Source organism: Enterococcus sp. E4-223 (assembly GCF_035727065.1).
Classification (GTDB): Bacteria; Bacillota; Bacilli; order Lactobacillales; family Enterococcaceae; genus Enterococcus_B; species Enterococcus_B faecium.
The window spans coordinates 1-14,554 of the sequence record NZ_JAPMLH010000003.1 but is presented as its reverse complement, the minus strand read 5'-3'; the positions used below and the strand labels follow the sequence as shown (position 1 = coordinate 14,554).

General features: G+C 33.0%; 10 protein-coding genes, 1 tRNA gene and 3 pseudogenes. 4 read left to right on the top strand and 10 right to left on the bottom strand.

The annotated features are described in order from the left end of the window. Positions 1-288: 288 nt before the first annotated feature. Positions 289-1,027: pseudogene (locus tag OS139_RS05160) on the bottom strand (Y-family DNA polymerase); the annotation flags it as partial. Between the two features lie 285 nt (positions 1,028-1,312). Here OS139_RS05160 and OS139_RS05155 point away from each other — a divergent pair. From OS139_RS05155 to OS139_RS05140, 3 genes are all read left to right on the top strand, one after another. Beyond that, positions 1,313-1,489, top strand: coding sequence for a hypothetical protein (locus OS139_RS05155; RefSeq protein ID WP_002332127.1), 177 nt, complete (start codon positions 1,313-1,315; stop codon positions 1,487-1,489). 284 nt (positions 1,490-1,773) lie between these two features. Continuing rightward, entirely contained in the window at positions 1,774-1,995 is a 222-nt protein-coding gene (locus OS139_RS05145; protein ID WP_002331254.1) for a hypothetical protein, read from the top strand. A 493-nt stretch (positions 1,996-2,488) separates the two neighbouring features. Then, positions 2,489-2,704 carry a bacteriocin gene (locus OS139_RS05140; protein WP_002295295.1) on the top strand — a complete coding sequence of 72 codons (216 nt, stop codon included), beginning with the start codon at positions 2,489-2,491 and terminating at the stop codon, positions 2,702-2,704. Positions 2,705-6,102: 3,398 nt separating this feature from the next. Here the strand turns inward: OS139_RS05140 and OS139_RS05135 are convergent. The 8 genes and pseudogenes from OS139_RS05135 to OS139_RS13680 form a co-directional block, all read right to left on the bottom strand. Continuing rightward, entirely contained in the window at positions 6,103-6,318 is a 216-nt protein-coding gene (locus tag OS139_RS05135; RefSeq protein WP_025479133.1) for a hypothetical protein, read from the bottom strand. A 20-nt stretch (positions 6,319-6,338) separates the two neighbouring features. Further along, on the bottom strand, positions 6,339-7,136 hold the full coding sequence (locus OS139_RS05130) for a MurR/RpiR family transcriptional regulator (protein WP_016628170.1): 798 nt from the start codon (positions 7,134-7,136) through the stop codon (positions 6,339-6,341). A gap of 17 nt (positions 7,137-7,153) precedes the next feature. Then, positions 7,154-8,239 (bottom strand): agmatine deiminase, encoded by a 1,086-nt coding sequence (aguA, locus tag OS139_RS05125; RefSeq protein ID WP_002332133.1) that lies wholly within the window; start codon positions 8,237-8,239, stop codon positions 7,154-7,156. Positions 8,240-8,398: 159 nt separating this feature from the next. Then, on the bottom strand, positions 8,399-9,388 hold the full coding sequence (arcC, locus tag OS139_RS05120; protein ID WP_002332134.1) for a carbamate kinase: 990 nt from the start codon (positions 9,386-9,388) through the stop codon (positions 8,399-8,401). After that, complete coding sequence (gene aguA, locus OS139_RS05115) at positions 9,385-10,491, bottom strand: agmatine deiminase (RefSeq protein ID WP_002332135.1); 1,107 nt, start codon at positions 10,489-10,491, stop codon at positions 9,385-9,387. The genes arcC and aguA (OS139_RS05115) overlap by 4 nt, the downstream gene beginning before the upstream one ends. After that, positions 10,478-11,866, bottom strand: coding sequence for an APC family permease (locus OS139_RS05110; protein WP_325066823.1), 1,389 nt, complete (start codon positions 11,864-11,866; stop codon positions 10,478-10,480). Before OS139_RS05110 ends, aguA (OS139_RS05115) begins: the two co-directional genes overlap by 14 nt. Before the next feature lie 111 nt (positions 11,867-11,977). Next, positions 11,978-13,012 (bottom strand): putrescine carbamoyltransferase, encoded by a 1,035-nt coding sequence (gene ptcA / locus OS139_RS05105; protein ID WP_002295311.1) that lies wholly within the window; start codon positions 13,010-13,012, stop codon positions 11,978-11,980. A gap of 766 nt (positions 13,013-13,778) precedes the next feature. After that, a pseudogene (locus OS139_RS13680) lies at positions 13,779-13,964 on the bottom strand (peptide ABC transporter permease); the annotation flags it as partial. Positions 13,965-14,197: 233 nt separating this feature from the next. Between OS139_RS13680 and OS139_RS13675 the strand changes: the two are divergent. Beyond that, positions 14,198-14,299, top strand: a pseudogene (locus OS139_RS13675) (transposase); the annotation flags it as partial. Between the two features lie 129 nt (positions 14,300-14,428). On the opposite strand, the gene OS139_RS05090 reads toward OS139_RS13675, so the two are convergent. Beyond that, positions 14,429-14,502: transfer RNA gene (locus OS139_RS05090), tRNA-Asn, on the bottom strand. Positions 14,503-14,554 lie beyond the last annotated feature (52 nt).

Genomic DNA, 14,554 nt, shown 5'->3' with positions numbered 1-14,554 from the left:
GTTTCTCCTTTCCAGAAAAAAGAACTCAGATCCAATATCAAATAAGCTTTTGATCATAAAGCTTTACTTGATATTAGTTCTGAGTTCTGCCTGATTTATCAGTAACATAACTCTAGAGATAACTGCGTCGCTATCTCAAGTTCTTTTTTCTTTTCTTACAAAATAAATATACTTTGTTTCATTTTATAAGTCAACGTTTTCATTGCTTATAAATTAGTTTTTTTAATCATCTCAGTAATAATTTGCTATGTCAGTTCGATCAATACCATTTGCATGAAAGTACAGCTATAAGCCAATCACACCTAACCTACTCTTAATCGTATAATGATTCCAGTTAGCAAGGTCTTTAATACTCATGATCCCCATCTGGTTGAGTTTTTTTCATTCGAGACCCTATGCCCCAAAAGACCGTCATTTTAGGAATATTCCATACTTTCTCAGGAACATTTTGATACGTCCATTCAGCAATAAACCCTTCATTGTGCTTCGCTTCATTGTCTAAGGCGAGTTTGGCCAAAGGGGATTATCTCCGCGACACCTACCGTAGCAATCAATCCTAATTCTTCTTTAATACGTTCTTGGATCATTTGAACGAATTTTTTCCTTCTCTGACTTCTTGTTCCTTCAGTCGTAAAAATATTCAGTGATCTGGTCACTTTTAAAATGGGTTCATCGATTGGATACATCAGTAGATCTTCGTCAGCCACATATCTTTTGAAAATATTATTTACCCGCATATTTCGCTTGATATATAGGTTCATACGTGGTGGAACAACGTATGATGTTTTAGGAAATAGTTGTGATAAATCACGTGGTCTACTCACATTTGTAATATCATACCGCTTTTTTGCTTCAGGAGAAGAAGCTCTAATATCAATCCTAAACCAGTATTGTCAGCGCGACTCATAACAACAAGTTCTGTTGTTAATGGATCAAAATTTCTTTCTATACACTCGATACTCGCATAAAAAGGCTTCATGTCGATTAGAAAATAATCATTTACTGATTCTTTCGAATAATCCAGCATGAATAACGCCCATTCTTTTTTACATTACACAAACGTAAGTTAGGAAATATAAAGAAGAAAACTAAATAGCACTAAACAAACAAGACAACTCATGCTTATTCCGTATAAGAAACTACATATTATGTTAACTAGTTATTAAAATAACATATTCAATAAAATTAAATTGTAATTTTATAGGTTTTAGGAATGAAAAAGCCTTATTTCAGGAAGTTTTTAACTGTTTGCTATAGATGTATGTCATGATAGTATCGTAATAAAAATAATATAAAAGGAGCGAGTTCCAATATGCAAAATGTAAAAGAAGTTTCTGTAAAAGAGATGAAACAAATTATCGGTGATTCTAATGATAGTCTTTGGTATGGTGTAGGACAATTTATGGGTAAACAAGCAAACTGTATAGCAAATCATCCTGTTAAACACATGATAATTCCTGGATATTGTTTATCGAAAAGTTTAGAGTAAGCGTAGGAGTGAATATTAATGAAAAAATATAATGAGTTATCTAAATTCAAGGAGGAATAGCACCTATTATAGTTGCTGGCCTTGGCTATTTAGTAAAAGATGCATGGGATCATTCAGACCAAATAATCTCAGGATTTAAAAAAGGTTGGAATGGTGGACGTAGAAAATAAAAATGTGGTAAAAGACTCATATCGCTAATTAAAATTAATAGCATAGTAACTATCAAAAGCTTGTTCTCGTTATAAGGATTATTTGTATGGTTAATGATTAAGAGGAAAAATTAAATGAATAAAAAATTATCTGTAAAGAAATGGCTTCAATTAGAAAAAGCTTCAATTATAGGGATTATTACTCTAATTGGATTAATACTCGGAGAATTATTAAATAAAATTTTAGTCAAATATATAGACAGTTTTTATTTGAGCTTTTTATTAGGAACTATGTCTATATATATATGTTGGTTCTTATATTCATTAATTTATTTTAAAAAAAATAACAGAAAGTGAATTCCGTATTGGTAGTTAGTTGTTTATTATTGAGCTTGGGTTTTGAGGGGAATTCAAGGGGGAGCTTGCTCCCCCTTGACAAGCGATTATTTGCAGCAAATATAGAGATTGCCAAACCTTTTTAGTAAGTAATGACAAAACTGAAGCAAGTTGCTGAAGATTTGTCATTTCGTGTGCCGACTTTCAGGAAAGTTTAGGTACATTAGCAAATATATGTATAGGATTCTAAAATTTTATCGCCAGATTTTGCAATCGATAAATGATGCGCAATAAATATAAGAGTTTTATTTGCTAAATTTAAAAGGCGATCCATCATTTCATGTTCTAGTAGTTTATCAAGTCCATTTGTCGCTTCATCTAAAATGAAAACAGATGAATTTTATAGGTTTCAGGAATGTTATTACCTTATTTCAGGAAGTTTTTAACTGTTTGCTATAGATATATGTCACACTAGTATCGTAATAAAAATACTCTAAAAGGAGCGAGTTTAAATATGCAAAATGTAAAAGAATTAAGTACGAAAGAGATGAAACAAATTATCGGTGGAGAAAATGATCACAGAATGCCTAATGAGTTAAATAGACCTAACAACTTATCTAAAGGTGGAGCAAAATGTGGTGCTGCAATTGCTGGGGGATTATTTGGAATCCCAAAAGGACCACTAGCATGGGCTGCTGGGTTAGCAAATGTATACTCTAAATGCAACTAAAAAAGAAGAGAAAAAACTCATTACGAGTTTTTTCTCTTCTTTTTTTGCATGAAATTAGGAATAACTAATAAAACAATAGCAATCAATAGTAAAATCTTACTTAATATAGTTTCGGAAAAAATAAATAATCCTAAATTTATAATTACTGCTAAAAAAATGCATAAATTATACTCTAAATTATTTTTTTTAAAATTCATAATATAAACATCCTCTCTTTAATTAGTCTACCATTCCGAAATATTTCATCCCCAGCTCTTTTTTTACTAATATACCAACTATATTTAATAACAAAATAACTAGTAAACTTAATATTTTTAGTGGCATAGAATCTTCAAAAATAAATAAAGGCACTATACATGTAGCTATCAATATAAATACAGAACTTACGTATTTTATTATTTTACGGAACATTATAACCTATTACAACTTCGCAAACAGCCATAGCCCTTACCATAGATAAGATTTTTACCAGCACCACCACATGTTTGTTTTATCTCTTTCATACTTAATTTTTTTACATTTTGCATGTCTCTACATGCTCCTTTTAAAGTTTTTTTAGAACCTCACGACTATAACATGGATAATTTAATCGTGGTCAAAAACTTCCTGAAATAGGGTATTTCATATCCTGAACACGAATTTTTAGTCAATTTTCGAAAAATGAAACTTTAAAATTTCTTTGACCAGAACTCTATTTATTCTTGTGTTGTACCTTCGAATAGGTTCCCGTATATCTTTTTTATTTGAAGCTTAAGTTCTTTTCCTTTATTTTTTGACTCTAAAGACTTAATTTTTCTTACTAATGAGTGGATCATACAATCTGATTTAGTGTCGTCCTGCTTTTGCTTATAGAACCATCCCTTCCTATAAAAAGCGATCTGTTCTCTCACCTCTGGAATTGAATAAAGAGTTGATTTTCAAATTTTTGCTTGATTAGCTACTCTTGAAAAATTTGTAGGTTGACTACCTTCTTTAAGAGTAAGGATAGCTTGATTTGTACGTGCTGCCGTTTGCGCTCGCCTATTCCGATGTACTTATTTTAATATTCCTGTTATTTATATTTTCCTCCAAACTATTTACTCTATCGGGTCTACCATAAATAATATGGCTATTTCTAATTTTTTCTTCAATCTCGATATACTTTTCTAAAATCTGTTGATTTTTACAATTATCTTTTGCTCATACATCTTATAGAAAAATATAGTGTCAATTTACGAATGATTTAGCTTTTATCAAACAGCAACTTTTACAGTCTCCTGTCAATTTAGAACTTATTTACTAAGAAAAAATCGATAATACACATTAAAAAAATTGGATAAATTAGACGCCAAAGAGATACTGATCGTGACAGAATTATTATTGGAAAGTCGTGCATTGAATAAAGTATAAATAATGACTATTATCCCATCACTTATTAAATGAATTTTCCCCGGAGAAACACAAAAAGATAAAAGAGAAAATTACCAATGAGCTTTTATACTATAATGCCTCTATATTCTATGAAAAAGATTTAATCACTCGCTTATGGCAATTCAGCCGATGGATCGATGAGCATCTGTTTTTAAATTTTACGTACAAAAAAACCGAGGACAGCTTGTCGAACGGACAGCAGTTCCGGTATCTCTTTTTTTCTCAGAATATTATTTCTATGTGCTTTGTTACAATCCATTTTCTTTCAAAAAATAGCATCATTTATAATATGGTTCTCCGTATCGCGAGCGAATGTTATTGGCTAATCTCTTGGCAAACAAGTGTTCACCACAAAATTCCTAACTAAACAGAAAATAGCATAAATTAATGCTCTTAGTCACAGATCATACTGTAACAGTATGATCTTATTTTCTGACAAAATAAGAATACCAATCATTTATGGTACGACATTCTAAGCGTAAATGATTGATATTCTTTTGCAGAAACATTCTTAATTTGTACCTAAAGATTGCTGACTAAAAAATAGATAGAAAATTTTCTTCACTCTATTTAATACGTTGCTTGAAGTTTTATAGTTATCTATTAACATTCTCGTCCCCTATTGTCGGGGATAGGTTTCGATTAGATGAACTCGAAAACGTTGCTATATCAATTATGGAATACATTATTCTCTGTCCAGTGATGGGACAATCCATACTCTTCCAATTAGTTATTTGGTCGATTCACGGGAAAAATTTTATATGCAGTTCATTATTACTACTCATCTTCAGACTGTACCGATTCAAAACATTACCCTTTCTTCAATTTTCAGTATCTAGATTGAAAATTATATCATACTTAATATTCCTTTCAATCTAGTTTATTCACCAGGTTATATTTCCTAATGAGACTCATATAATCCTAATTCGTACTTACGCATGTTAATCAATTGTTACACTACCAACACTTGATAAAAAGGCTTTCAACCTCGTTAAGCATGGTCATAACATAGCTGATAATTACCAGATCGAAATTTCTTTATAACTCTTACAAAGCAAAAAGACCGCTCCTTCGCTACAAAATGTGATATTTTTGATAAATGGACTAGGCTGATTTTTCAACATTTGGTTAATCCCCATTACTAGAGTATGAATATCCTTAACCTGAAGTCCTTTGTCTTTGTTGCTTAGTACGCTCGGGATTTCTTCTTTTTGTCAAGGATGAAAATGATTTTTCAAAGGATTTTGGATTTTCATTGTATCTATTATCCAAAATGTTTTGAATATTTAACACTAATGTCATAACTAATAATGGCTTATTGCTAGCGTCTATCGAAGTATTTTTTATTTCCTTCAATGTCAATGTCATAGAGATAGACATTTAAAATCTGCGACATTTTCACCGGGATTTAGCCCATCTTTTTCGTCAATTTTTGGATTCTTTTTTAGTTTCTATTGGAAAGAATCTTCAACTGACATAATTCATTTTGTATTTTTATCTGTCCTCTTAACATTTTAGTGTCAATTTTAATAGTGCTTCACACGAGAAAGGTATAAACATACCAATAAATTTGGTATGACTAATGAACCTTGCACTGCATAGTATAGCCATACGCGGATATACTATATCTCTTATGTTCCTTAGAGTAAAACCTCTAAATCGGTGTGTATTGTTGTTCAAAAAATAAAAAATTCCAGATTAAATCTGTTCATTAGATACATCTAACCCGTTCAACCAAGAATCGAATTCATTTTTCAATTCTTGCAACTGCCCATAATATTTCTCGCATGATATTTGTTAAGCCACTATTCTCATTTTGCTGTTTTTTAACAAATTTAAATTGTAGATATACGTCTACCTTTACGTTATCTACAATTTAAATTTCATTTACGGTAGTAATTCCCGAATCGTGAACGTTTGTTACTTACACCGTTTTGATAATAACTTTTTGAATCAAATAAATGCTGTATATAATATTTGGCCCACACTTATAATAGCGTTTCATAACCAATTGGCAACCCCAACGTACAAATACATTTTTTGACCGCTTTCTTGCTTTCATCCTCTGTGGTTGTCTGAAGAACATCCTTATAAAGCAAATAAACTTTCGTACAATAAGATCTTCCAGTAATTTTGATTAGTTGACGACAAGCTTCCATACTAGTACTGTTCATCATTTCTAAGATGCTGCTGCCGATAAACAAAATATTCTCTTGTCGATCATTCAACGAAAAACAAGATGGTAAGTGTCTGTTCCACTGCTTTCGATAAATTGGTACAAAATTAATTCCATTAATGCAATCATTGAGATATGTGACGTAATATCTAGATGATTCAAGCTGATTTCATCTGTAAACAAATAAAGATTAATATCACTAAAGTTTTGTATTAAGTTATTATCTGCTCCAGTAATTGAAACGATTAAAGGATGATCTTGTTCCTTTATTTTTCGAATTGTTTCGATCAACTCTAAATCTTCTCCTTTATAACTGAAGATAAAGGCTATATCATTCTTTTTAACTTGCTTTTGTGCAATAGAACGAGTTTGATGATCTTCAGGAAAAATTACAAAAAAACCGGCTGTATTATACAAATATCGTATATAACGCATAATTTCTTTACTCAATCCTTTAGCAAATAAAAAAATTTTAGGCTGTTTTTGTAGTTGTTCTACAATTAGTTTCACTTTATCTGTATCTATTACGCGAACAGATTCAACTAAATTCTTTAAATACTCTTCGCGATAATCTTTCTGGCTAACGACAAAAGGTGAACTCTCGGGAAGAGTAGTTTTATAAAGTAACGTATATTTAATAACAGTGGTAAACTCACTAAATCCAGAAAATCCAAGCTTTCTGACAAAACGCAGAAAAGTAGTTGTTGAAACAAAACAGTCATCAGCAACTTCGCGGATACTTTTACTTTTAATGTTTTCTAGGTTATTGATGACGTAATCAAAAAGAATTTGTTCATTCTTAGTCAGCTCTGAAATATGACTATTGGCTATTTCAAAAAAATCCATTACCGATCACCCCTTTCTTATTGAGGTACTCCTTGAGCAACACAGTGAATATTTCCACCACCAAGTAAAATTTCACGAGCCATTACACCAATAATTTCATATTCTGGGTATATTTTTTTTAATAGTGCTTCTGCTTTTTTATCATTTGGGTCCTCAAAAAGTGGAAAAATAATGCCGCCATTTGCTGTATAATAGCTTACATAAGAAGCAATCAACCGATCACCGGAAAATCGAGGAAGCATGCCATTTACCGGATCAACACCAGCAGCTTCTTCCTCTGTAATATATAAAGGTTTCGGTAATTCTATCTTGTGTATAATGAAGCTTCTTCCTTTTGCGTCTTTTTCTTTCATCAATACTTCTTCTGCTTCTCTGACGATTTCGTACATTGGATCATTTGGTTGTTCACACCAACTCAAAATAATTTCACCAGGCCGTACAACATTGATTAAATTATCGATATCACCGTTTGTTTCATCCAAAAAAAAGCCTCGAGGAAACCAAACGATTTTTTCTATGCCACAATACTCTTTTAGAATTTTTTCAATTGATTCTTTATCTAATTGAGGGTTACGTCCTTCTGATAACAAGCATTCTTCTGTTGCAAAAAGCGTTCCTTCCCCATCTGTATGTATTGAGCAACCTTCTAGAACAAACTCTTGTAATTGGTAATATTCAATTCTCTCCTGTTCACAAATTTTTTGAGCTAACAAATCATCTTGATCCCACGGAAAAAATAACCCATCTAACAAACCGCCCCAAGCATTAAACCGAAAATCGACACCACGTACTTCCCCCAAAGAATTCATAACATATAATGGTCCCGTGTCTTTTATCCATGCGTCGTTATTGCTTACTTCTAGTACACGTATTTTTTCAGGTAATTGATAACGTGCATTCAAGAATTGTTGATGCGAAACGAGCATAGTTACATTTTCAAATCGTGCAATTACTTCAGCGACTTCAGCGTATGCTTTTTGTGCAGGTTTTCCCCCTAAACGCCAGTTATCTGGACGTTCGGGCCAAATCAAATAGCATTCTTTATGAAAAGACCACTCTGGTGCCAATTGAAATCCATCTTTTTTTGGTGACGATTCTAGCATAAATATTCCTCCTTTAAATAAACCAACATTCTGAGTAACCAACTAAATTTTAGGGTATTGTCTTAAACATACTATAACATTCTAAGTATATCTATAATAGGATTAAAAAAGCGAAATAGAAACAACTAGATGTTCTATTTCGCACAGTTACTTTTTCTTTTACTCATATGTTAATATATCTACTAAGTGACTTTTTTGTTCTAAATTTTGCGAGCTATAAATAATCGTGCCAGCATTTTCTTTTAGTAATTTATCTAAATTTTCTAAAGAAGTAATTACAGCTCGCGCATTAGGTTTTTTCTTAACAAATTCTAAGGCAGCTTCCACTTTTGGCAACATACTTCCTGGTGCAAACTCACCATTATCTTTGTATTTTTCTAATGTCTCAATATCAATTTTTTTCAGTTCTTTTTGTTGCGGTGTGTTAAAATGGACAGCAACATTTGCAACACCAGTTAAGATAATCAGTTCATTTGCATCAATGATTTCAGCAAGTTTTTCAGAAGCAAAGTCTTTATCTATCACAGCTTCTTTACCTCTTAGGCCTTCACCAGTTTGAATTACCGGAATACCACCACCTCCTCCTGCAATTACAATTACATCTGAATCAACTAGCGTTTTTATAACTTTTGATTCAACTATATCTATAGGTTTAGGAGAAGCCACTACTTTACGCCATCCTCTTCCTGCATCTTCTTTGAAGATAGAATCGGTCATTCTCGTTTCTTTTTCAGCCTGTTCTTTCGTCATAAATGCCCCAATTGGTTTAGTAGGCTGTTTAAATCCTGGGTCTTCTTCAGAAACAATAACTTGAGTGAACAATCCTACTATGGATTTTTCTATACCACGTTTCTTCAATTCATTCGTTAACGCCTGTGCTAGCCAATATCCTATGCTGCCTTGAGTCATAGCAACATTGGTATCAAGTGGCATTGCTGGATTCGTTTGGGTTGCTCCAGCTTTTTGTTGTAATAATAAGTTACCTACTTGAGGCCCGTTACCATGAGTAATAAGTAGCTTGTAGCCTTTTTCAACTAGAGCAGCTAATGACTGAGCTGTTTCAGCTAAAGTCTTTTGTTGTCCTGTTGCCGTAGGATCATTTGTTAATATTGCATTACCTCCTAATGCCACAACTATTTTCTTTGTCATAACACGTTTTCTCCTTTAGGGATTTGTTGCGTAATACAATGAATATTTCCTCCACCTAATAAGATTTCTCGAGTATAAACACCCACAATTTTACGATCAGGATATAAGGATTGCAATGTTTCCTTTGCCTTTTCGTCCATTGGATCATCAAATAATGGATAAATAACTCCTCCATTTGCTGTATAGTAATTTACATAACTTGCTGCCAAACGATCTCCTTTTTGACGTGGAAGTGTACCATTTATGGTATCTACTCCATGACTTTCTTTTTCGTTAATAAGTATAGGCGTAGGCACATGCAATTTTGTTACATGAATATTTCGACCTTTTGCATCTACGGAGTTTTCCAGAATTTCTAGGCATTCTTTAGAAATTTCATATTGTGGATCCTGCTTATCATCTGTCCAAGCTAAAACAACTTCACCAGGCGCTACAAAATTAACAATATTATCTACATGGCCATTCGTTTCATCTAAATAAATTCCGCGCTTTAACCAAATTACCTTATCAATATTTAGATACTCTCCTAAAATATTTTCAATTTGTTCTTTTGATAGCTGTGGATTACGTCCTTTTGATAATAAGCACTCTTCTGTGGTAATTAATGTACCTTCTCCATCAACATGGATAGATCCCCCTTCCAAAACAAAATTATCTAAACGATAACGGTCCTTCCATTCAATTTCACAAATTTTTTGTGCAACTTGATCGTCTTGATCCCAAGGGAAATAAAGTCCATCTTCCAGCCCGCCCCAAGCGTTGAATGTCCAATCCACACCTCGAACTTTTCCTTGACTATTTGTAACAAAAGTAGGACCACAATCTCGAACCCATGAATCATTATTAGCAATTTCTACCACCCGTATATGTTCGGGAAGCATGTGGCGAGCATTATCATACTGATCAGAATTCACACCCATTGTAACAGGCTCAAAATTGGCAATTGCCCTAGCAACCTCTGCGAAAGCTCGCTGGGCTGGTTTTCCTCCATCTCGCCAATTATCAGGACGTTGTGGCCACAACATATATACTCCTTCATGCGCCGAAAATTCTCCGGGCATTCTAAAATGATCTTTTTTAGGTGAACTATCAATTGTTTTCATCAGTAAGCACTCCTTTATCTTTTTTTTCTTTTGACGAATAGTGAATCACGATTTCACCAATAACAAAGGCAAAAATTGTTCCGAGCAACACGGGTACTTTAGTATTTATCTCTGAAGAACTTGAATCTAGAGGAACTACAGAAAAAAGTAGTGTCGCGATTAGCAACAACATTGGGATAATCGTCATTAATTTTAACAACCAATTTGGTACAGGAACTTTAAATGGACGAACAACATGAGAATCGATTTTTCTTAACTTCAAGAACGCTGGAAACATCATAATATAAGAAAGTAACAATGCTACTACATTTAGTGAGAAAAACGCCCAAAAAATATTCTCATTTGGGATAAAGGGTGCAATAATAATTAGAAGTGAAGCAATAATACCATTAGTGACAGAAGCTCCTACTGGCATATCATTTTTTTGACTTTTTTTAGCGAAAATTAGAGGCATATCATGATTTTTCGCAGCATACAAAGCGACATAATTTATTCCTAAGGACCAAGAAATCAAGTTTGCTGCCAGCGTATACATGAAGAAAATACCGATTAATACAACAAAAGGATTCAATCCCCCAACAAGCAAAATAAAGCTGTCAATTAATCCTCCAGAAGCAGATAATTGATCTGCTGGTACCGCCGCTCCCATTCCAAATGCAGCAAACAAATAGAAAAAGGCGATCAAAACACCACCATAAATAATAGCTTGTGGAATTTGTTTTTTAGGGTTATCCATTTCATTTGCTAGAGTAGTGACCACTTCAAATCCTAAAAAATTAAACAAGATAACAGATAAAAAACTAAAATTTTGAATATCTAGTTTAGGTAACAAAGCTGTTCCAGAAAAGTTATTAGCCATTCCTTTTGTTAATGCATGATAGATACCCAAAACACCAAGACATATCATGATTGCCACTTTCGCAAATGCAGCGATATTTAAGATCCACTTACTATCACTAACAGGGTAACAGCTAATTATCGTAACAATCCAGACAAATACCAACTGCAACATAATTAGTAGAGGCGTACTAAAGTTTAACTGAAAAATTTGAGTTAATACTTCTTGAAATAAAACGGCGAGACTCGCCATCCAAATAGGAAAATTAATCCAGTAAAACCAAGCGACTCTAGCACCCCACTTTCTTCCATAAGCTTTTTTAACCCAGTCATAGATCCCTCCTTCGCCGTCATATGTCGTACCAAGTTCAGCTGATATTAATCCGTAAGGTAAGAAAAATAATATCAATAATAAACCCCACCAAAAAAATTGCGAAGAGCCGATTGCAGCAGCTGGTGCTGCCGACTCTACCACTAAGATAACTACAACGGCCATCAATACTGCATCAAATAAACGGAATTTCTTTTTTTCTTTCATTATTGTGCTCCTTTCGATGAGCCTTTTATGAAAAGTACGTGTAAATTTTTTTATTCTCTATGAATTAGCAAAAAATTCACACGTCTCTTCTACTGCTTAAGCAAGTTCTTGCTAATCTCTTCGTTCTAATTGACGTTTAGGTTTCAGCATACACTGCAATTCCCCATCAAATTTTTCTGCTAAAGCTTGATCGGCATAATCCAAATATGGATTCAAAAAATAAACTAATAAAGCACGCATAGCTGTTAATCGATTTTCTGCTTCATCTAATACGATAGATTGTTCACCATCTAGCACTTCATCTGTAACTTCTTCACCGCGTGTTGCTGGTAAGCAGTGCAAAAATTTTGCATGTGGTGAAGCTTTTTTCATCAATTCATTATTTACTTGGTAGGTTGGATAGAAAATATTCATCCGTTCTTCTTCAGATAATTCCGCTTCATATAAGCCATACCACACATCCGTATAGACAAAGTCCGCATCTTTAAGAGCCACATTAACATCTTCTGTGATCTGCACACTTCCTCCTGATTTTTTGGCATTTTCCTTCCCTATTTCTAATGCTTCTTCTTTAATTTGGAATCCCTCTGGTCCGTATTGAACAAAATCCATTCCCATTTTTGTTGCCATAAACATGGTAGATACACAAACTTGCGTTGCATCTCCAACAAAAACAATTTTACAATCAGATAATTTTTTTCCTTTCGGTAAATGTTCAGTCATCGTAATAATATCGCCTAGTTCTTGCGTAGGATGGTTGTAATCACTCATGCCATTAATAACTGGAATTGTTGCGTTCTTTGCCAACGAAACCACTGATTCATGACGTTCAACTCGAGCCATTAATATATCTACTAAACGTGATAATACTCGTGCAGTATCACCAAGACTTTCATGTCCTCCTAGTTGTATTTGACCAGGTGCTAAATATTGAGCGTGTCCTCCTAATTGTTCCATTGCGGTTTCAAATGAAACACGGGTTCGAGTGGAAGACTGTTCAAAAATCATACCTAGTGTTTTATTTTTAAGTAGTAATGGGTAATGACCATACTTAATACTTTTTTTGATTTTTAATCCTAGTTTGATTAAGTAATCGATTTCTTCTTTTGTAAAATCATTTGTATCGATAAAATCTCTTTTCTGCATAATTAACGCTCCTTCGAAATTTTTAATTGATATGTTTTTTACTCGAGTAATATATCTGACATATTTAGAATAAGCGTCTTTCGAGATTTATGAAAGCGGATTTAACACTTTAGAAATCAAAGTCATTTAAAGAAAATTTGTTACATTTTATGTAACAAGTTACACTAACAATCTTAAATTGCTTAAAGACTTAAGGATGCAATTTAACCGATACCATTGTTTTAAAAAACTTCTTCAAATGTTGCCATTTGGTAGCCAACCTTTTTAACCTCATTACTGTTAAAATAAACCAAATTTTCGTTATACTATGTTTCTTTTATAGTAAATATCATTTTTCTCACCTAATAGTTTGTCGTTCCGTGTGTGAAAGCATTCCGTAATTTTTCTAAAACAAAAAAGGATCTTTTGTAACACTTAGTTAATGTTACAAAGACCCTTTTTATTTTAGTCTAGTTCAATTGTAATATTCCGTTATTGCCTTACTATGACCGTATATGCCAATTTTTCAAATGACAATAAGATATTAGTATAACCTTTCCTTTATTCTAATTTCATTGGTTAAATTGAAGCTTCATTTAAAAGTTGAACAAATTTCTAGTTAACAAACACGTTGCTAATTTTTAGATAAGAGGCATTGGCAAGTAGAAAATAAATTTAAGTCACACTGGCAAATGTAAAAATTTTTAATTGACAGTATTTAGGGCAAAAAATTCTTAAGCCAAATTCTGATTGGTCTTGATATTTGTTCATATTAGCAAAATGATACCTACTTATTTTTGTCTTGTAATACAATCCTTGTATATAACCATGTCGTCAGTACATAGTAGATGAAATACAATACGAAGAAGATCGTAAATGGTGCCCAAATATTTTTGTATGGATTTTGCATGAATAGACCAAACATTTGTAATCCGAACAAGACATGGACTACACCTAAGATTCCTGGTGCTAAGTTGTTCAACTTTTTCAATGAGATCTGTTCTGATTTCTTTAGTAATGATAAAAAGAAAATGATCACAACATGTAATAGCAACACCTGCAAAAACTTCTACAGTTTTACCCCATTAAAAAGATAATTGTAATCTTCTACAGGATAAGTCACAGGTCCACCAGAAACTTGTTTGAAATAGATTTCAAAACTGACTTCTGTCTTGACTTCCTGCTCCTCTTTTTTCGCTTTATGAGAAAAAGCATGGAATGCGCTGCATCAGGTATCGAGGCTTAGAAAAAAATCAGGTGCATACGATGCTTGTTTTTGCCAAAATGAATCTGAAAAAATTGGTCACTTAGCAGTGAGAGCATATGTCTTCATATTTTTTATTATACAAAAATAGACAAAAGTATCAGTCTACACTCTTAGTAAAGAGGAAACTGATACTTTTGTCTACAGTATGATATTTCTTACATCTACTTTTACTCCGGCAGTAGGACTCGAACCTACGACATCATGATTAACAGTCATGCGCTACTACCAACTGAGCTATGCCGGAATAACATCAGCGTGGCGACGTCCTACTCTCACAAGGGGCAACCCCTCACTAC